The following is an 18,722-nucleotide window of genomic DNA, read 5'->3' on the forward strand; positions in this document are numbered from 1 at the left end:
TGCGGGGCCTAGCTCCTCACCTCCGCCTCGATCAGGCGCGCCAGCTCCGACGCGGCGACCTCGATCGGCCGACCGCTGCGCTCGACGCGGGCCTGGATCAGCGCGCCCTGAAGCGCCGACGTGCAGAGCACGGCCAGCGCCTCCGCCCGCGGCCTGGCAAACCCGTCGGCGACCAGCTTGTCGCGCAGGATCGATAGCCGCGCTGCATAGGCCTTGCGACCGGCCTCCGACACGGCGCGCTCGCGCGGCGCCAGCTCGAGCAGCACGGTCGTGATCGGGCAGCCGTTGCGGAAGCCGGAGCCCTGCATCCAGCCTGCCAGCAGTCTGGCGTGCGCGCGCAAGAGCTCGCCGGTCGAGCCGCACTCTGCCGCGAGCTCGGCGACCGTCGCCGCGACGCGGCGGCCCGCCTCCTCCACCGCCGCCACCGCGATCGAGGATTTTCCATCCGGAAAGTAATGATAGAGCGACCCCTTCGGCGCTCCGCTGACGTCGACGATGTCGTTGAGGCCGGTGCGGGCAAATCCCTGGCGGCGGAATAGCGTCACCGCGGCATTGATGATGGGCTGACGGTGCTTCGGCACGGCCGGCATGGCGCCTCTCCTCGAGCGGAAATTATATTGATTGGTCTACATCAGCCTCCGACAGTCAAGGCATGACAATTGACGAGGAGAGGCAGATGCCTGCGAAAGTGACCTATGAACTGAACGACGGCGTGGCGCGGATCGGGCTCGACGACGGCAAGGTCAACGTGATGTCGGCCGCGATGCTGGGCGAGATTGGCGCCGCCTTCGACCGCGCCGAGACGGAGGCGGAGATCGTGGTGCTGCGCTCGGGCCGGCCGGGCATCTTTTCCGCGGGCTTCGATTTGAAAGTGTTCGCCTCGGGCGATGCCGCCAGGAGCCTCGAGATGGTCCGGGCCGGCGCCGAGCTCGCGCTGCGGCTGATGTCGTTTCCGCATCCAACCATCGGCGTGATGGAGGGCCATGCTTACCCGATGGGCACGTTCCTGCTGCTCGCCTGCGACGTCAGGCTCGGCGCGCGCGGAGCGCATCGCCTGGGGCTGAACGAGGTGGCGATCGGCATCGCGCCGCCCAGCTTTGCCATCGAGCTCGCGCGCAGCCGGCTGCATCCGGCCTGGCTCAGCCGTACTGTCACGCTGGGCGAGATGTACGAGCCCGAGGAGGCGCAGGCAGCCGGCTTCCTCGACCGCGTGGTGGCGCCGGAGATGGTCGACACCACGATCGAGACGATCATCACCGGCCTGCGCGCCATCCATAAGCCGTCGCTTGCCACCGCGAAGCGGCGCCTGCGCCAGGGAGCCATGGACGCCATGCGCGCGGCGATCGACCGCGAGCTGACCATGGCTGCCTATGAGGCAAGCAACCGAGCGCGCAGCGCGGTCGCACTGCCCGGGCGAGGCCGCCATCCCGCGGAAAAAGGCCTTGCCTAAAACTACCTGGCCGATCTGGCGCAGTTTCACGGAACCGTGTAGAGCGGTTTCATGAGCACAAGCAGCGTCAACGTCGTCGCCCACCCCCTGGTCCAGCACAAGCTCTCCCTGATGCGGGAGAAGGACCGCTCGACCAAGAGCTTTCGCGAGATCCTCAACGAGATCGGGATGCTGCTCGGCTACGAGGTGACGCGCGACCTGCCGCTGGAGCTGGTCGAGATCGAGACGCCGATCGCCGCCATGCAGGCGCCGAAGATCGCCGGCAAGAAGCTCACGCTGGCGCCGATCCTGCGCGCCGGCGTTGGCTTCCTCGACGGCATGCTGGCGCTGATGCCCTCTGCGCGCATCGCCCATATCGGGCTCTACCGCGACCCCGAGACGCTGCAGGCTGTGGAATATTACTTCAAGGCGCCGCAGGATCTGTCGGACCGCACCGTGATCCTGATGGATCCGATGCTGGCGACCGGCAACTCGGCCTGCGCCGGTGCGTCCCTGCTCAAGGCGCGCGGCGCCCGCGACATCCGCTTCGTCTGCCTGCTGGCCGCGCCCGAGGGCATCGCCAAGTTCCAGAGCGAGCATCCCGACGTGCCGATCTGGACCGCCGCCATCGATGAACGGCTCAACGACCACGGCTATATCGTGCCGGGCCTGGGCGATGCCGGCGACCGGATGTTCGGCACCAAGTAGACAGGTTTTCGCGACCAGGTTAGTCCGATGGCCATGAGTGCCAACGATTTTTCGCTGCAATCGCTGCTCCGGATCGAGACCGCCGCCGACCCTGCCCTGGTCTTCGACGGCAAGGCTGTCTCTCGCGCGGAATTCTCGGCGAAGATCGAGCAGACCGCCGCCTGGCTTGCCGCGCAAGGCATCGGCAAGGGCGACGTCGTCGCGGTCTGGCTGGTCAACCGGGTCGAATGGCTCGCGCTGCTGTTCGCCGCGGCACGGCTCGGCGCGGTCGTCGCCGCCGTCAATACGCGCTACCGCAGCGCAGAGGTCGCGCACCTGCTGAAACTATCAGGCGCGAAGCTCATGGTGGTCGAGGCGGCATTCCGCGCGATCGACTTTGCCGCCATCCTCGCCGATGTCACCGAGGCCGAGGTGCCCGCGCTGCAACGGCTTGCTGTGGTCGGCGCCGATGCGATCCCGGCGCGCTGGCCCTGCGTGCGGTTCGATGCGTTCGAGACGCCTTACCCGCTGGCTCCGCCGCCCCAGGATGATGTCGACCTGCCCGTGCTGCTCTACACCACGTCGGGCACCACCAAGGGGCCGAAGCTGGTCGCGCATTCGCAAGCGACGCTGGCGACGCACGCCGCCTCCGTCGCCCAGGCGCTCCAGCTCGACCACCGCCGTCATTCGCTGCTGGCGATGCTGCCGTTCTGCGGCACGTTCGGCATGACGAGCCTGCTCGGCTTCCTCGCAGCCGGCGCAACCATTCATGTGCTCGATGCCTTCGAGGCGGCGACGGCGCTGAAGATCCTCAGCACGCAGGGGATCACGCATTCGTTCGGCTCGGACGAGATGTTCCGGCGCATCCTTGCGCTCACCGATGCGCCGCGCCCGTTCCCGCATCTCGAAGTCTGCGGCTTCGCTGCGTTCCAGCCCGGCTGGCGCGAGCTGGCCGCCGAGGCCGAAGCGCGCGGCATGAAGCTGTTCGGCCTCTACGGCTCGAGCGAGGTGCAGGCGCTGTTCTCGATTGGGCGCCTCAGTGATGCCTTTGCCGATCGGATCGAGGGCGGCGGCTCGCCGATGTCGCCGAAGGCGAAAGTCCGCGTGCGCGATGTCGAGACCGGAGAACTTGCGGCCAGCGGCGTCTCCGGGGAGATCGAGATCAGCGCGCCCTCGCGCTTCCTCGGCTATTTCAACAATCCCGAAGCGACGCGCGAGGCGATCAGCCCCGACGGCTTCTTCCGCACCGGCGACATCGGCCGGCTGCGCGGCGACGGGTCGTTCGTCTACGAGACCCGCGCCGGCGATGCGATGCGGCTCGGCGGCTTCCTGGTCGCGCCCGGGGAGATCGAGGACGAGCTCAAATCCTGCGCCGGCGTCGCCGACGCCCAGGTCGTCGCGGTCGATCTCAAAGGCCAGGCGCGCTGCGTCGCCTTCGTGATCCCGACAAACGAGCCGCCCATGCAGGAGACGCTGATCGCGCGTCTGCGCGAGCGGCTTGCCGGCTACAAGGTGCCGGCGCGGATCTATGTCGTGGACGCCTTCCCAGTCACCGACAGCGCCAACGGCGTGAAGATCCAGCGCGCCAGGCTTCGCGCCATGGCGATGGAACGGATCGCCGCGGAATAGACTCGCTCAGTACGACTTGTTCAGTACGATTTGGCGAGCCCCAGCACCTTTTCCGCGATGAAGCTGAGCGCGAGCTGCGGGCTGACCGGCGCGATGCGCGGGATCAGCACCTCGCGCAAATAGCGCTCGACGTGGAATTCCTTGGCGTAGCCGAAGCCGCCATGGGTCATCACCGCCTGCTCGCAGGCCGAGAAGCCCGCTTCTCCAGCCAGATACTTCGCCGCGTTCGCCGCTGCGCCGCACGGCATGCCCTTGTCGTATTGCCAGGCCGCCGACATCACCATCAGCCAGGCCGCCTCGAGCTCGACCCAGTTCACCGCGAGCGGATGCTGGATGCCTTGGTTCTTGCCGATCGGACGATTGAACACGATTCGCGTCTTGGCGTATTCGGTCGCGCGCGACAGCGCGAGCTTGCCGAGGCCGACGGCTTCCGCGGCAATCAGGATGCGCTCGGGGTTCATGCCTTCGAGGATGTACTCGAAGCCTTTCCCCTCCTCGCCGATGCGATCGTCCATCGGGATCTCGAAGTCCTCGAAGAACAGCTCGTTGGAATCGACGATCTTGCGGCCCATCTTCTCGATCTCGTGGACCTTGATTCTGTTGCGGTCGAAATCGGTGTAGAACAGGCTGAGGCCGTGGGTCGGCGAGCGCACCTCCTCCAGCGGCGTGGTGCGCGCCAGCAGCAAAATCTTGTGCGCGACCTGCGCCGTCGAGATCCACACCTTCTGACCATTGACGATGTAGCGGTCGTTCTTGGCGACCGCGCGGGTCTTGAGCTGGGTCGTGTTGAGGCCGGTGTTCGGCTCGGTGACAGCGAAGCACGCCTTTTCGCGGCCCTCGACCATCGGCGGCAGCATGCGCCTGCGCTGCTCCTCGGTGCCGAACACGACGACGGGGTTGAGCCCGAACACGTTGATGTGCACCGCCGAGGCACCGGACATGCCGGCGCCCGACTCGGCGATGGTGCGCATCATGATCGCAGCTTCGGTGATGCCGAGCCCGGAGCCGCCATATTCTTCCGGCACGCAGATGCCGAGCCAGCCGGCATCCGCCAGCGCCTTATGGAAGTCGTGCGGGAAGCCGCCGTCGTGGTCCTTCTTCAGCCAATAGGCGTCGGGAAAGCCTTCGCAGATCTTGGCGATGGCGTCGCGAATGGCTTCCTGCTGATCGGTGAGCGCGAAATCCATGGTCTTGACCTCCCTTCGCGTTCTTTAGCTCGAAAAACCGCAGGCAGATACGTGAATTTGCCCGCGAAGTGTGCCAACCATGCATGGGGTCATGCGGCGCGACATTATGCGCGCGACGTTATTTCGTGAGGAGGAAACCGCGATGGCCGGACTATATTTCGAGGACTTTTCCGTGGGCCAGGAGTTCAGGCATCCGCTGACCCGGACCGTCACGGAGATGGACAACACCCTATTCAGCCTGCTGACGCTCAACCCGCAGCCCCTACACATCGACGCGCATTTCGCCGCGAAGACCGAGTTCGGCCAGCGCATTTTCAACAGCCTTTACACCCTCGGCATCATGATCGGCATGACGGTCTATGATACGACCTTGGGCACCACCGTCGCCAATCTCGGCATGACCGACGTCACCTTTCCGAAGCCGGTCTTCCATGGCGACACGTTGCGGGCCACGACAAAGGTGCTCTCGGTGCGGGAATCCAGATCGCGGCCCAAGGCCGGCATCGTCGAGTTCGAGCACCATGCCCTCAACCAGAACGACGAGATCGTCGGCAAATGCCGCCGCATGGCGATGATGCACAAGAGGCCGGTCTGATGCGTTCGATGCTGTTCGTGCCGGGCGATTCCCCGCGCAAATTCGAGAAGGCGAGCGAAGGCAAGGCCGACGCGCTGATCATCGACCTCGAGGATTCCGTCGTCGCCGAGAAGAAGGCGGAGGCGCGTGAGCTCACGCTCTCGATGCTGAAGAGCCGCCCCGGCGCGCATCAGCTCTATGTCCGTGTCAACGCGCTCGACACCGGACTGACGCTGGCCGATCTCGCCGCGATCATGCCGGGCAGGCCTGACGGCATCGTGCTGCCGAAATCGCAAGGGGGCGACGACGTGCGTCAGGTCGCGACCTGGCTCGAGGCTTTGGAAGCCGCGTCCGGAATCGCGATCGGTTCGACCCGCATCGTCTGCGTCGCGACGGAGACCGCCGGCTCGATCTTCGGGCTCGGCAGCTACAAGGGCTGCTCCCCTCGCCTCACTGGGCTGATGTGGGGCGCGGAGGATCTCTCCGCCTCGCTCGGCGCCACCGAGAAGGCGAGCGGCGGCGTGTTCCACAGCCCCTATCGCCTGGCGCGCGATCTCTGCCTGATGGCGGCGGCCGCGGCCGAGGTCGCGCCGATCGACACTGTCTACACCGACATCGACAATCTCGCCGGCCTCGAGCAGGAGACGCGCGCGGCGCGGCGCGACGGCTTTTCGGCCAAGGCGCTGATCCACCCCAAGCATGTCGACATCGTCAACGCGGCCTTCGCACCGACGGAGGCCGAGCGCGCCTGGGCGGAGAAGGTGATCGCGGCGTTCGCGAGCAATCCCAATTCCGGCACGCTGCGGCTCGACGGCCAGATGATCGACAAGCCGCACCTTCGCGCCGCGAAGAAAATTCTCGGCGAGGCCTAGATCGGGCGTAGGCTGCGGCTTGGAGCTGCCGGCCTCAGTCGAATCCCTGAACGGGTGGTGCCGGGGAATGCGCCGGCGCGGCAGGGGCGGCTTGAACCGGCGGAGCCTGGACCGGCGGCGGAGCCGGATTGCCGGCAGCTCTCATCTGGCCGTTGGCGGCCATCGCCTCGCGCGTGCGCGACGGGCTGCCGGTCGCGGCGGCGCGACGTGGCGGCGGCTGCCGGTGCCTGGCCGACTGCGAGCCTCGCAGGCCCCAGGACCGGGCGATCGAAGGTCCGGCCGTGTAGCCGATCAAGGCGCCGGCGACCGCACCGACCGGCCCCAGCACGACCGCACCCGAGACCGCACCAAGCGCCGCATCGCCCGCGCGCTCCTGCGCGAGCGCGCTCGCGGGCACGCAAGCCAGCATTGCGACAGCTATGATCAGTGCCTTGGTCATCGGAGCGCCTCCCTCGCGAAGATCACTCCTGCTCAAATATGGCCATACGAGGTTCGCTTGCCGGCCAACAAAAGGCAATCGCGCGAACATCTTGACACCGCTCGCTCGCTGATTATTTTTTCGCCGAGAAGAGAGATCTTCTCATCCTCGCACAACCAAAGGATCTAACGCGACCGTCTGGAGAGACGACGATGCTCGATGAGAATCTGGCCCGCATTCGTGCGCACCGCAACAACATCCACCGCTACCGGCGCCTGCTGAAGACCAGGTTGTCGCAGCTGGAGCGCCAGTTCATCGAGAGGCGCCTAGCCGAAGAGCAATCGGCGCTCGATGGCCTGACCGCCACCACCTTTCCCGTCAGCTTCCGCGCCGCCAAAGCGCCGGCGAACGCGTTGGGGATGGCGCAATGAACAGCCAACGCGACCTGCTCATCCGCGGCAGCGAGAAGGTCATCGGCCATTACGAGCTGCTTCTTGCCAGCGCCAAGAGCGAGCATGAGCGCGAGCTCTATCGCCAGCGCATCGAACGCGAGCGGCGGCTGATCCGCGACCTGCAAGGCGGATGGGACAACCGCGCCGCCTGAGCCGGGAGATCACGCCTCCCCGGCACCGTCGCAGGGAGGGCTATCGCATTTGAGAGCTCTCCCCTGCGGCCATCCTTCGAGACGCCCGCTTGAGGCGGGCTCCTCAGGATGAGGACGGAGTGTGTGGCTGCAGTTTCAAGAGGCACTGACGCTGATGAGCCTCATCCTGAGGAGGCGCGTAAGCGCCGTCTCGAAGGACGAGGCGTGCGCAACGACCGCCATCACAAGTCATATGCCATAGCCCTGCCGTCGCAGGGACGAACCGCTTCCGCGGTTCGTCCCTGTGCATTCGTTTCAGCGGACGAGGCGGTTGGGGCCTGCGAGCGCGCTGCTCGGCTCGGCTGCGGGCGCCACTCTCACGGTGGCGGTGAACGGCGCACCGTTGCGCAGCAGCGTGAGCTTCACGTCCTCGCCGATCCGCGCCAGGCCGATCGTGTTGCGGAGCTGGGCGGCAGTGCGGATCGGGCGGTCGTCGGCGCCGGTCACGACATCGCCCTTGCGCAGGCCGGCCTTCTCTGCGGGCGAATCCGCCGCGATCTCGGCGATGACGGCGCCCTGATTCAATCCCTTGTTGACCGACGGATGCAGGTCCTTCAGCGAAATGCCGATGCGGCCGCGCTCGACCCGGCCGCTCACGATGATCTGCTCCATCACCTTGCGCGCCATGTTGACCGGAATGGCAAAGCCGATGCCGACATTGCCGCCCGCGGGCGAGATGATCGCCGAGTTGATACCGACGAGCTCGCCGCGCAGGCTGACCAGCGCGCCGCCGGAATTGCCGGGATTGATCGCCGCGTCGGTCTGGATGAAATCCTCATAGCCCTGCTTGCCGAGGCCGGTGCGGCCCAGCGCGCTGACGAGCCCCGAGGTCACGGTCTGGCCGAGGCCGAAGGGATTGCCGATCGCGAGGACGAAATCGCCGACATCGAGCCCGTCGCTGTCGCCGAAGGCAAGCGCCTTGAGCCCGACCGGGTTCTGAACCTGGAGCACCGCGACATCCGTGGGCGGATCACGGCCGATCACCTTGGCGGAGAACTGCCGGCCGTCCTTGGTCGTGATCTGAACGGCGGATGTGCCCTCGACCACGTGATTGTTGGTCAGCACATAGCCGCGCTGGGCGTCGACGATCACCCCGGAGCCGGTCGCATTGACCTCCTTCTCGATCTGCCGGGGAACGTCGAAGAACTCGCGAAACAGCGGATCGCGATAGAGCGGATTGTCCTCGCGCACGCGGCCGTGCACGGAGATGTTGACCACGGCGGGCGTCACCTGGCGCACCAGCGGCGCCAGGGTCGGCACCGGGCCGCCGGTCTTCACATCCGGGATCTGGCCGGCGGCAGGCTGCGACGCCGTGAGCGTCAGCATCAGCAAGGCCAGGAACAGCAGACGCACAGCATTCATCATCGTCACCCTGCCGCTTGTGTTGTGGGGAGTTTCGAAACCTTCGTGGCTTCAGCCTTCGTCGCCTGACGCGACGATCCAGCCTTGCAGGGCCAGAAGCGGGACAGTCCAGGCTGCCGCGGCCTGACCGAGCAGCACGAGAGCGAGGACGGTGGGCGTGACTATCATGCCGCCTGCCCTTCTGCGGCGGCCCATGGCCGCCGCAGCCGCATCGGCACGCCGCCGCCCCGCGGCGGATCATCATTGTCATTGTCGCCGTCGAGCTTGCGCAAGGCGGCCAGAATGTCGGCGAGCCGGACCGTGTGGCTCATGCCGGGAATCTCGCGCAAGGCGGGACAGGATTCGACCGCATACATGTCCGATGCCCAGGACGACAGGATGACGCGCTTCTCGGGCGACGAGAGCTCCTCGGCATTCAGGACGTCGGCAGGCGAGTCGTAGTGGGCGGCAGGATGAAACAGCGGATTGAGAGTGCCGGAACTGGTATTCACGTTGGTCATCGATGGGTCTCCCACATGCTCCTTTCCAGGGGGACGGCTTGTTGACGATGAGACGGCGGCGCCACATCGCCGCCGTCTCACCTGACGTTAGTGCGTATTGATCGCGATGCGCTTGACGCCTTCGCGTGCCTTCTCCGATTTCGGCAGCGACACGGTCAGGACGCCATTCCTAAACGACGCCTCTGCCTTGTCCTCCTCGACACCCTCCAGCGGAATCTGCCGTTCGAAGGCGCCGTAATAGCACTCGGTGAAGAACCTGCCTTCGCCCTTGCGCTCCGCCTTCTTCTCGCCGCGGACGGTCAGCACGCCATTGGCGATCTCGACCTGAACGTCCTTCTCCGTCAGGCCGGGAAGCTCGGCCGAGACGGTCAGCGTCTTGTCGGTCTCGCTGAGCTCGACCTTCGGCCAGCCGAAACGGCCCTCCATCAGCGGCGACAGGCTGGTCGCCCCGAAGCCGCGGAAGACATCGTCGAACAGACGGTTCATCTCGCGGTGAAGCGTCAGGAACGGATCGAAATTGTCGCGCGCCGGCGCAAGCTCCTGGTTTTTCGACCAGGGAATGAGATCACGAAAAGCCATGGTACCCTCCTTCATGCATCGGAAAGCGCGGCCCGCGCACGCGCGCGCCGCGTTCCGCTACCTGTTCGATCGAGCGATCAGGCTGCTTTCTTCTGCTCGATCTGCGTTGCCGCAGGAGCGCCGCCCGCGATCGGAATGCGACGCGGCTTCATGGCTTCCGGAACCTCGCGGACGAGGTCGATGATCAGGAGCCCGTCCTGGAACGAGGCCTGCTTCACCTGGACATAGTCGGCGAGGTTGAACACGCGCCGGAACGGACGCGCGGCGATGCCCTGGTACAAATATTCCCGCGCGGCGGTCTCTGGCTTCCTGCCCTCGATGGTGAGCGCGTTCTGTTCGGCCATCACGGTGATGTCGCTGACGCCGAAGCCTGCCACCGCAAGGCTGATCCGGTAGTGGTCTTCGCCGGAACGCTCGATGTTGTAGGGGGGATAATTGTCCTCGGTCGCCTGGCGCAGCGTGCTGTCGACGAGGTCGGCCAGGTGGTCGAAGCCGATGGTGGAGCGCCACAGCGGCGCAAAGTCAAAGCTGGTCCTCATAACCAAGTCCTCCTGAGAGCAAGATGGATACGAAGGAGCGCAAGGCGGGATTTCAGACGGGTCCGAAAGACCAACCCGGCGCCCGTGCCGGACCCGGTTGGCATCCGACACACCGCTCTCGCGGCGAAAAACGACTTAGAAAACCGCAAACCGGTTTCAAGAGGGGCCAACGGATTTTTTTTCGACCCCATCGATGGTCCGCCGAGCCCGGACGCACTCGGCGGCAACGGCAAGGTAAAAAAGGGGTTAAATGGGCGGGTCGAGGGTAAGGCCAGGTTGCCTCCGCGCGTCTGGCCCCGGGGCAACGCGCATGACGAACCAGGCGGCAGCACACCGCAGACCAGGGACCCGACCGCGTCCGGCCGGTCGCACGGCCGGCGCGATTGCCCTGCTGGCCGCCGCAACCACCTTTGCGGCGCAGGCCGACGACATTGCCATCTCGCCTGCCGGGCTAAAGACGCTCGGAACGATCGATGCGCGCTTTCAATCCTACAACATCGAGATGGTGGAGGTGACCGGCGGACGGTTCTGGAAGCCTTATCCGCGAACCGCACGTGGCTTCGACGAACGGGATCGTTACAGCGCGCGGCCGCCGATCGATCTTGCCAATGCGCGACTGCGCCTGCTCGCCGCCGCGTTGTCGCCGGCCTATCTGCGCGTGAGCGGCACCTGGGCCAATGCGACGTTCTTCGCCGAGACGCCGGGAGAGCCACCGCCGGGATTCAACACGGTGCTCAGCCGAGCGCAGTGGCGCGGCGTCGTGGAGTTCGCGCATGCCGTCGATGCGGAGATCGTCACCTCCTTTGCGATCAGTCCCGGCAGCCGCGATGACCACGGCATATGGAAGCCGGATCAGGCGCAGCATCTGGTCGACACCACGCGCGCTCTGGGTGGGCGCATCGCCGCCGCCGAATTCATGAACGAGCCGACGCTCGCAGCGACGGGCGGTGCACCGGCGGGCTATGACGCGGCCGCGTATGGCCGCGACTTCAAGGTCTTTCGCGAGTGGATGCGGCGCGCCGCACCGGAGACGCTGATCCTCGGTCCCGGCTCGGTCGGCGATGCACCATCGCCGTCCGGAGCGGGGCTCACCACGCGGGACCTGCTTGCCGCATCCGGTCCCGGCGTCGATCGATTCTCCTATCACCATTACAACACGATCTCACCGCGCTGCGGCGGGCACGACGATCCGGCGCAGGCCCTCTCGGAGCAATGGCTGGCGCGCACGGATACGACACTCCGGACCTACCAGGCGCTGCGCAACGCATTCGAGCCGGGCAAGCCGATCTGGCTGACCGAGACGGCTGATGCCGCCTGCGGCGGCGGCTTATGGGACCGGACTTTTCTGGACACGTTCCGCTATCTCGACCAGCTCGGACGCCTGGCGAAGGCCGGCGTCCAAGTGGTGATGCACAACACGCTGGCTGCCAGCGATTACGGCCTGCTCGACGAAACAACGTTCCGGCCGCGGCCGAGCTATTGGGCCGCGCTGCTCTGGCGCCGGCTGATGGGAACGATCGTGCTCGACGCAGGCAAACCTGCTGCGCGCGATCTCCATCTTTACGCGCATTGCCACCCAGCCACGACAGGCGCGGTGTCGCTGCTCGCAATCAACACCTCGCGCGGCACATCGCGCACGCTATCGCTGCCGGATTCCGCCGAGCGGTACACGCTGCACGCAGCGCAGTTGCAGGGTACGATTGTGCAGTTGAACGGCAAGAGGCTCACGCTGACCCCTGAGGGCCAGCTGCCCCGGCTCGAGGCACGCGCAGCACCGCCGGGAGCAGTCAGGCTTGCGCCGACGACCATCACCTTCCTGGTGTTTCCGAACGCTGCAAGTCCGGCTTGCTTGTCCCGACGCTCAGGATCTTAGCGGGCCCCGCGCCGTCTCCGGCGCCAGCAGCGTCGCGACGATCGTGATGACCGACAGCGCGACGATGTAGACCGACACCGCCCAGTAGGAGCCGGCCCAAGCCAGCAGCGCAGCCGCGATCAGCGGCGAGAAGCCGCCGCTGAGCGCCGCCGCGACGTTGGCGCCGAGCGAGGCACCGCTGTAGCGCACCTGGGTGCGAAACAGCTCCGGCATGAACGCGGCCTTCGGCCCGAACAGCAGCGCATGGGTGAGCGTCATCGTGACGACGAGCGCAAGCGTGATCAGCGCCGGCTCCCTGGTATCGAGGAACCAGAACAGCGGAAACGCCAACGCCACCGAGAACACGCCGCCGGCCAGATACAGCGCCTTGCGTCCGAAGATGTCGGACAGCCAGCCGGCAAGCGGCAGCGTCGCGAACTCGACGATCGCGGCATAGACCACCGCATCCAGGATCACCTGCCGGGGCAGGCCGAGCTTGGTCGTCGCGTAAACCACCGTGAACACGGTGAGGAGATAAGCGAGCCCGACCTCCGATACCGTGATGCCGATCGCGAGCAGAAAGCTGCGCCAGTCGCGGCGCAGCACTTCGAGGGCCGGCTGCGCCAGCACCTCCTTGCGCTCGACGATCTCCTTGAAGTGAGGCGTCTCGGCGAGCTTGAGCCGCACGATGAAGCCGACGCCGACCAGCAGAATGCTGATCAGGAACGGCACGCGCCAGCCCCAGCTGAGGAAGTCCGCCTCGGGCAGCTTCGTCATCAGGGCGAAGATGCCGGTGGAGGCGGCGACGCCGACGGGAAAGCCGACCTGCACCAGGCTGCCGTAGAAGCCGCGGCGATTGCCGGCGTGCTCGATCACCATCACGACCGCGCCGCTCCACTCGCCCCCGAGCCCGATGCCCTGAACGAAACGAAGGATCACGAGCAGGATCGGGGCCCAGACGCCGATCTGATCGTAGGTCGGCAGGCAGCCGATCAGGAAGGTGCCGAGCCCCATCGCGATCATGGTCGCAACCAGCATGGTCTTGCGGCCGAGCCGGTCGCCGTAATGCCCGATGATGGCGCCGCCGATCGGCCGCGCGACGAAACCGACCGCATAGGTCGAGAATGCCGCCAGCGTGCCGACAAAGGGATCGAAGCTCGGGAAGAACAGCTTGTTGAAGACCAGCGCCGCCGCCGTGCCGTAGATCAGGAAATCGTACCACTCGATCGCGGTGCCGAGCGCACTCGCCCACACCACATGCGCCGTCGTCGATCTTTCCGCGGAAGCGGAGACCCCCGTTGCTGTCGTCATGCCCTGCCCTAAAAGGATTCCGGACGGCATCATGGCCAAACCTTGTGACGGCTGCAATCTGTGGAGGTGTTGCCTCCCACAGGATTACGGCGCGGGATTTGTGCGCAGGTCGCGCACCACCCGTCATTGCGAGGAGCCCTTGCGACGAAGCAATCCAGACCGCCTCCGCGGAAAGACTCTGGATTGCTTCGCTTCGCTCGCAATGACGGGTGTTGAGGCAGGAGCGCTCCTTAAGGGGCATCACCCGGCCATCGTGGAACCGGCCCGACAGCCGTTATTCGCCATTGACAAACTAATTCTCCATTATCTAATTTCCCTCCACAACGACCCTGCCGCACCAAGCGGCCAAAAAGAGAGGAAACGATAATGAGAGGGCTTCTGGCCTGCGCCGTGCTCGCGGCCATGACTTCGGCTGCCATGACCACAGGTGCCAGCGCGCAAGTGTCCGACGACGCGGTGCGGATCGGCGTGCTGACGGACCTGTCGAGCTGGGGCCGCGACAACTCTGGGCCGGGCTCGGTCGAGGCCGCAAAGATGGCCGTGGAGGAATTCGGGCCGACCGTGCTCGGCAAGCCGATCGAGATCATCAGCGCCGACCACCAGATGAAGACGGACGTCGGCGTTCAGATCGTCCGCGGCTGGTTCGACAACGGCAAGGTCGACGCCGTCGTCGACATCCCCAATTCCGGCATCGCGATCGCCGTGCACAACATGGTGCGCGAGCGCGGCAAAGTCGCCCTGCTCTCCGGCCCCGGCGCGAGCTCGCTGACCGACGAGCTGTGCAGCCCGAACACCGTACATTTCACCTACGACACCTATGCGCTCTCGAAGGTGACGGCTTCCGCCGTGATCAAGGAAGGCGGCAAGTCCTGGTACTTCATCACCGCGGATTATGCCTTCGGCCATCAACTCGAGAAGGACGCCACGCGCTTCGTCAACGAGATGGGCGGCAAGGTGCTCGGCGGCGTCAGGCATCCGACCAACACCGCCGACTTCTCCTCCTTCGCGCTCCAGGCGCAGAGTTCGAAATCCGACGTGGTCGCCTTCGCCAACGCCGGCCAGGACACCGACAACGCCATCAAGCAGTCCGGCGAGTTCGGCCTCGTCCAGGGTGGACAGAAGCTGGTCGGCCTGTTGATGTTCGACACCGACGTGCACGCGATCGGCCTGAAGGCCGCGCAGGGCACCTACATGACCACGGCGTCCTACTGGGCCATGGACGAGGCCACGCGCGCCTGGTCGAAGAAGTTCTACGAGCGCACCAAGGTGATGCCGACCATGATTCAGACCGGCGTCTACGGCGCGGTGCTGCACTATCTCAAGGCGATCAAGGCGGCCAGCACCGACGATTCCGCCAAGGCGATGGCGAAGATGCGCGAGCTGCCGATCGAGGATATCTTCGTCCATGGCGGCAAGTTGCGCGAGGACGGCCGCGTCATCCGCGACATGTATCTCGCCAAGGTGAAGACCCCCGCGCAGTCCAAGGAGCCGTGGGATTATCTGGACATCGTCAAGACCGTGAAGGGCGATGACGCCTTCCGTCCGGTCTCCGAGTCCAAATGTCCGCTCCTGAAGAAGTGAGGCCCGATATGGCTGGCAACGAGCATGGCACCATGGAGACGTACGAGTGCGACGTGCTCGTGGCCGGATCGGGTTGCTCCGGCATATCGGCCGCGATCACCGCGCGTTATCGCGGGCTCGACGTGCTGATCGTCGAGAAGGAGCAGCGCTTCGGCGGCACCACCGCCCGCTCCGGCGGCTGGCTGTGGATTCCCGGCACGTCGCTGGCAAAGGCATATGGCATCGAGGAGACGCCGGAGCAGGCCCGCACGTATTTGCGGCATGAGGCGGGCAACAATTACGACGCAGCACGCGTCGATGCCTTTCTGAGCGCCGGCCCCGAGGCGGTCGATTTCTTCACCACCAAGACGGCGCTGCGCTTCGACATGCCGCTGGTGTTTCCCGATTATCACGCGGAAGCGCCCGGCGGTGCCCAGGGCGGCCGCTCCATGGTGACGCGCCCGTTCGACGGCCGCGAGCTCGGCATTCTCATCAAATCGCTCGGCATGCCGCTGCCCGAGCTCACCGTGTTCGGCATGATGTTGGGAAGCGGCAAGGAGATCATCCACTTCATGCGGGTGACGAAGTCGCTGACCTCGGCGGTCTATGTCGCGAAGCGCCTGACGCGGCATTTCATGGACGTGCTGCGCTATGGCCGCGGCATGACGCTCACCAACGGCAATGCGCTCGCAGGCCGCCTCGCAAAGTCAGCGCTCGACCTGAAGATTCCGATGTGGCTGTCCTCGCCGGTGCGCGAGCTGACGGTCGAGAACGGCGCCGTGACCGGCGCCATCGTCTCGCGCGAGGGACGCGAGGTGCGCGTTCGTGCACGACAGGGCGTTGTGCTCGCCTGCGGCGGCTTTCCGCATGACGTCGGGCGGCGCAGGAAGATGTTCCCGCATGCGCCGACCGGCGTTGAGCATTATTCGCCCGGGCCTACGGGCAATACCGGCGACGGCTTGCGCCTTGCAGAAGGCGCCGGCGGCCGCATCGAGGACCGCCTGCCGAACGCGGCGGCCTGGGTGCCGGTATCGCTGACCACGCGCAAGGACGGCTCCAAGGGAGTGATGCCGCACTTCATCGATCGCGCCAAGCCCGGCGTGATCGCGGTGATGCGCGACGGCAGGCGTTTCGCCAATGAGGGCAATTCCTATCACGACTTCGTCCAGGCCATGATCAAGGCCGCCAAGCCCGGCGAGGAGATCGCCGCATTTCTCGTCTGCGATCACAAGACGCTGCGGAAATACGGCCTCGGCTGCGTGCCGCCGTTTCCGATGCCGCTGGGTCATCATTTGAAGACCGGCTATCTCATGCGCGGCGACACGTTGGAAGCGCTGGCGGCGAAAGCCGGGATCGATTCCAAGGCGTTCGCCGAGACGGTCAGGCAGTTCAATGAGACGGCGCCGCTGGGACGCGACGCCGCTTTCGGCAAGGGCTCGAAGGCCTATAACCGCTACCAGGGCGATGCGTTGCACGGCCCCAACCCCTGCGTCGCACCGATCGAGAACGGACCGTTCTACGCCATCAAGATGGTGATCGGCGATCTCGGCACCTATGCCGGCATCGTCACCGACGCGAACGCACGGGCGCTCGATGCCGAAGGACGGGTGATTCCCGGTCTCTATGCCGCCGGCAACGACATGGCGAGCATCATGGGCGGCAATTATCCGGGCGCCGGCATCACGCTTGGGCCGGCGCTGACCTTCGGCTACATTGCCGGCAGACATCTTGCCGACAGCGCCGCCAAGCGCGACGCGGCGTAGAGCATGATCCGGAAAAGTGTGCAGCGGTTTTCCGAAGAGACCATGCTCAAACAACGACCGAGGCGCATCGGAGGCGCATGAAGAGAGAGAGCCGCGGCATTCAGTCGATCGAGGTCGGCGGCGAATTGCTCCGCGCGCTCGCCCGCAGCGGCGAGCCGATGATGCTGCGCGATCTCGCCCGCGAGGCCGGCATGACACCGGCCAAGGCGCATCCCTATCTCGCCAGCTTCTCCCGCATCGGCCTGATCGAGCAGGACGAGAGCACCGGCCGTTACGAGATCGGCGCGCTGGCGCTGGAGCTCGGCCTGATCAGCCTGCGCCGCCTCTCCGGCGTGCGCATCGCGCGGCCCAAGATCGCAGGCCTTGCGAGCCAGATCGGCCACGCCGTCTCGCTCGCGGTCTGGGGCACGCACGGCCCGACCGTGGTGCAGCTCGAAGAGCCGGCCCAGCCGGTGCACATCGTGATGCGCGTCGGCTCGGTGATGGCGCTGCTGGAGACCGCGACCGGCCGCGCGTTCGCAGCCTTCCTGCCGGAAAAGACGATCAGCGCCGCGCTCGATAGCGGCCTCGATCGCCATGGTGTCGGCTACAACCCGAAGCGCGCTGTGAAAGGCACGAAGGTCGCCGAGATGCTGACCGAGGTGCGCAAGCACGGCCTCGCCCGTGCGCTCGGCGATCCCCTGCCTGGCGTCAACGCGTTCTCCGCGCCGGTGTTCGATCATTCCGGCCACGTCGCGCTGGTCATCACCGCGATGGGCCCGGAAGGCACTTTTGATGCCCGCTGGGACAGCCCGATCGCGCACGCGCTGCGCGACTGCGCGGGGGGCATCTCGAAGCGGCTGGGTTACGGGTTGACGGTCGCGGCGGAGTGAGGGCAGACTGCCCGCCTCACGACGACTGTCATTCCCCGCGAAGGCGGGGAATCCAGTACGCCGCGGCCCATCGATTCAATCACGACCGCCTCGGAATACTGGATCGCCCGGTCAAGCCGGGCGATGACAGCGAGAGTGGGGCGACAACGCCCCTACTTCTCCTTCACCGGCACCGTGTAGTTCAGGACCAGTCGGCCGCCGTCCGGATAGATCGTCTGCCCAGTGATATAGGACGCATCGTCGCTGGCAAGGAAGGCCACGACGGAGGCCACCTCGCTCGGCTCGCCGCCGCGGCCCGCCGGCGTGCGCGACAGCACGGTCTTGCGCGCATCCTCGGACGTGTAGATCGCGGAAGCCACCATGTCGGTCAGGATCGTGCCCGGCCCGACCGCGACGACACGAATGTTGTGCGGGGCCAGCGCGACGGCGGCGACCGATGTCAGCTGCTTCATGCCGCCCTTGGACATGGCGTAGGTCGCCAGCGCCGGGATCGCCAGTAGCGCGTTCACCGAGGACATGTTGATGATGACCCCGCCGCCGCCTTGCGCGATCATTTGCCTCGCCGCCGCCTGCACGCCGAAGAACGCGCCCTTCAAATTGATGCCGATGATCTCGTCGAATTCCTGCTCGGTGATATCGAGGATATCCCGGTTGCGGGCGACCCCGGCATTGTTGACCATGATGTCGAGCCGGCCGAACTCCTTCACCGCGGTCGCGACCAGCTGATCGACATCGGCACGCCTGGCGACGTTGCCCACGACGGTACGCAACGCATCCGGCCGCCCGAGCTCGGCGGCCGTCGCAGCCAAGCCTTCGGCATCGACGTCGGAGATGACGACCTTGACGCCGTCGTCCAAAAATCTCTTCGCGCAGGCCTTGCCGATGCCGCGCGCCGCGCCGGTGATGGCGGCGACCTTGCCGGATAGTTTCATGGGTTCACTCCTG

General features: G+C 66.1%; 20 protein-coding genes. 11 read left to right on the forward strand and 9 right to left on the reverse strand.

What is annotated here, in order from left to right; translation table 11 throughout:
* Window positions 1-8: 8 nt before the first annotated feature.
* A complete protein-coding gene (locus GA0061099_RS04315; RefSeq protein WP_036027340.1) occupies window positions 9-590 on the reverse strand; it encodes a TetR/AcrR family transcriptional regulator in 582 nt (193 codons plus the stop codon).
* 86 nt (window positions 591-676) lie between these two features.
* Here GA0061099_RS04315 and GA0061099_RS04320 point away from each other — a divergent pair, with 86 nt between their 5' ends.
* From GA0061099_RS04320 to GA0061099_RS04330, 3 genes are read left to right on the forward strand one after another with little or no spacing between them, the layout of a single operon-like run.
* On the forward strand, window positions 677-1,450 hold the full coding sequence (locus tag GA0061099_RS04320) for a crotonase/enoyl-CoA hydratase family protein (protein ID WP_050996013.1): 774 nt from the start codon (window positions 677-679) through the stop codon (window positions 1,448-1,450).
* A 51-nt stretch (window positions 1,451-1,501) separates the two neighbouring features.
* Window positions 1,502-2,137 (forward strand): uracil phosphoribosyltransferase, encoded by a 636-nt coding sequence (gene upp, locus GA0061099_RS04325; protein WP_036027342.1) that lies wholly within the window; start codon window positions 1,502-1,504, stop codon window positions 2,135-2,137.
* 33 nt (window positions 2,138-2,170) lie between these two features.
* Complete coding sequence (locus tag GA0061099_RS04330) at window positions 2,171-3,745, forward strand: AMP-binding protein (protein WP_036027355.1); 1,575 nt, start codon at window positions 2,171-2,173, stop codon at window positions 3,743-3,745.
* A 20-nt stretch (window positions 3,746-3,765) separates the two neighbouring features.
* Here GA0061099_RS04330 and GA0061099_RS04335 read toward each other — a convergent pair whose 3' ends face one another.
* Window positions 3,766-4,932 (reverse strand): acyl-CoA dehydrogenase family protein, encoded by a 1,167-nt coding sequence (locus tag GA0061099_RS04335; RefSeq protein WP_036027344.1) that lies wholly within the window; start codon window positions 4,930-4,932, stop codon window positions 3,766-3,768.
* Window positions 4,933-5,038: 106 nt separating this feature from the next.
* Between GA0061099_RS04335 and GA0061099_RS04340 the strand changes: the two genes are divergently transcribed.
* Together GA0061099_RS04340 and GA0061099_RS04345 are read left to right on the forward strand one after the other, a co-directional pair.
* On the forward strand, window positions 5,039-5,527 hold the full coding sequence (locus GA0061099_RS04340; protein WP_420886519.1) for a MaoC family dehydratase: 489 nt from the start codon (window positions 5,039-5,041) through the stop codon (window positions 5,525-5,527).
* Entirely contained in the window at window positions 5,527-6,378 is an 852-nt protein-coding gene (locus GA0061099_RS04345) for an HpcH/HpaI aldolase/citrate lyase family protein (protein ID WP_036027346.1), read from the forward strand. Before GA0061099_RS04340 ends, GA0061099_RS04345 begins: the two co-directional genes overlap by 1 nt.
* 34 nt (window positions 6,379-6,412) lie before the next feature.
* Here the strand turns inward: GA0061099_RS04345 and GA0061099_RS04350 are convergent, their stop codons facing one another.
* On the reverse strand, window positions 6,413-6,817 hold the full coding sequence (locus tag GA0061099_RS04350) for a hypothetical protein (RefSeq protein ID WP_074447550.1): 405 nt from the start codon (window positions 6,815-6,817) through the stop codon (window positions 6,413-6,415).
* A gap of 191 nt (window positions 6,818-7,008) precedes the next feature.
* Between GA0061099_RS04350 and GA0061099_RS04355 the strand changes: the two genes are divergently transcribed.
* Together GA0061099_RS04355 and GA0061099_RS41035 are read left to right on the forward strand one after the other, a co-directional pair.
* Window positions 7,009-7,227 (forward strand): hypothetical protein, encoded by a 219-nt coding sequence (locus GA0061099_RS04355; RefSeq protein ID WP_050996014.1) that lies wholly within the window; start codon window positions 7,009-7,011, stop codon window positions 7,225-7,227.
* The gene (locus tag GA0061099_RS41035) at window positions 7,224-7,400 is read left to right on the forward strand and encodes a hypothetical protein (protein WP_167361646.1); all 177 of its coding nucleotides are present in this window, start codon (window positions 7,224-7,226) and stop codon (window positions 7,398-7,400) included. The genes GA0061099_RS04355 and GA0061099_RS41035 overlap by 4 nt, the downstream gene beginning before the upstream one ends.
* 294 nt (window positions 7,401-7,694) lie before the next feature.
* Here GA0061099_RS41035 and GA0061099_RS04360 read toward each other — a convergent pair whose 3' ends face one another.
* The 4 genes from GA0061099_RS04360 to GA0061099_RS04375 form a co-directional block, all read right to left on the reverse strand.
* Entirely contained in the window at window positions 7,695-8,801 is a 1,107-nt protein-coding gene (locus tag GA0061099_RS04360) for a trypsin-like peptidase domain-containing protein (protein WP_081492970.1), read from the reverse strand.
* 164 nt (window positions 8,802-8,965) lie between these two features.
* A complete protein-coding gene (locus GA0061099_RS04365) occupies window positions 8,966-9,301 on the reverse strand; it encodes a hypothetical protein (protein WP_074447551.1) in 336 nt (111 codons plus the stop codon).
* An 87-nt stretch (window positions 9,302-9,388) separates the two neighbouring features.
* Window positions 9,389-9,880 carry an Hsp20/alpha crystallin family protein gene (locus tag GA0061099_RS04370; RefSeq protein WP_036027388.1) on the reverse strand — a complete coding sequence of 164 codons (492 nt, stop codon included), beginning with the start codon at window positions 9,878-9,880 and terminating at the stop codon, window positions 9,389-9,391.
* 77 nt (window positions 9,881-9,957) lie between these two features.
* Window positions 9,958-10,419 carry an Hsp20 family protein gene (locus tag GA0061099_RS04375; RefSeq protein WP_036027364.1) on the reverse strand — a complete coding sequence of 154 codons (462 nt, stop codon included), beginning with the start codon at window positions 10,417-10,419 and terminating at the stop codon, window positions 9,958-9,960.
* 310 nt (window positions 10,420-10,729) lie between these two features.
* Here GA0061099_RS04375 and GA0061099_RS04380 point away from each other — a divergent pair, with 310 nt between their 5' ends.
* Entirely contained in the window at window positions 10,730-12,292 is a 1,563-nt protein-coding gene (locus tag GA0061099_RS04380; protein WP_050996015.1) for a glycosyl hydrolase family 79 N-terminal domain-containing protein, read from the forward strand.
* Here the strand turns inward: GA0061099_RS04380 and GA0061099_RS04385 are convergent.
* The gene (locus tag GA0061099_RS04385) at window positions 12,281-13,582 is read right to left on the reverse strand and encodes an MFS transporter (RefSeq protein ID WP_036007173.1); all 1,302 of its coding nucleotides are present in this window, start codon (window positions 13,580-13,582) and stop codon (window positions 12,281-12,283) included. The genes GA0061099_RS04380 and GA0061099_RS04385 overlap by 12 nt on opposite strands.
* A 366-nt stretch (window positions 13,583-13,948) precedes the next feature.
* On the opposite strand from GA0061099_RS04385, the gene GA0061099_RS04390 reads away from it, so the two are divergent.
* From GA0061099_RS04390 to GA0061099_RS04400, 3 genes are all read left to right on the forward strand, one after another.
* Window positions 13,949-15,163 (forward strand): ABC transporter substrate-binding protein, encoded by a 1,215-nt coding sequence (locus GA0061099_RS04390; RefSeq protein ID WP_036027367.1) that lies wholly within the window; start codon window positions 13,949-13,951, stop codon window positions 15,161-15,163.
* 8 nt (window positions 15,164-15,171) lie between these two features.
* Window positions 15,172-16,905 (forward strand): FAD-dependent oxidoreductase, encoded by a 1,734-nt coding sequence (locus tag GA0061099_RS04395; protein ID WP_036027369.1) that lies wholly within the window; start codon window positions 15,172-15,174, stop codon window positions 16,903-16,905.
* Between the two features lie 77 nt (window positions 16,906-16,982).
* Complete coding sequence (locus GA0061099_RS04400; RefSeq protein WP_036027370.1) at window positions 16,983-17,777, forward strand: IclR family transcriptional regulator; 795 nt, start codon at window positions 16,983-16,985, stop codon at window positions 17,775-17,777.
* Between the two features lie 152 nt (window positions 17,778-17,929).
* On the opposite strand, the gene GA0061099_RS04405 is transcribed toward GA0061099_RS04400, so the two are convergent.
* Window positions 17,930-18,709: an SDR family NAD(P)-dependent oxidoreductase gene (locus GA0061099_RS04405; protein WP_036007160.1), complete on the reverse strand. Its 780-nt coding sequence runs from the start codon at window positions 18,707-18,709 to the stop codon at window positions 17,930-17,932.
* Between the last annotated feature and the right edge of the window lie 13 nt (window positions 18,710-18,722).

It is taken from the genome of Bradyrhizobium yuanmingense, assembly GCF_900094575.1.
GTDB lineage: Bacteria > Pseudomonadota > Alphaproteobacteria > Rhizobiales > Xanthobacteraceae > Bradyrhizobium > Bradyrhizobium yuanmingense.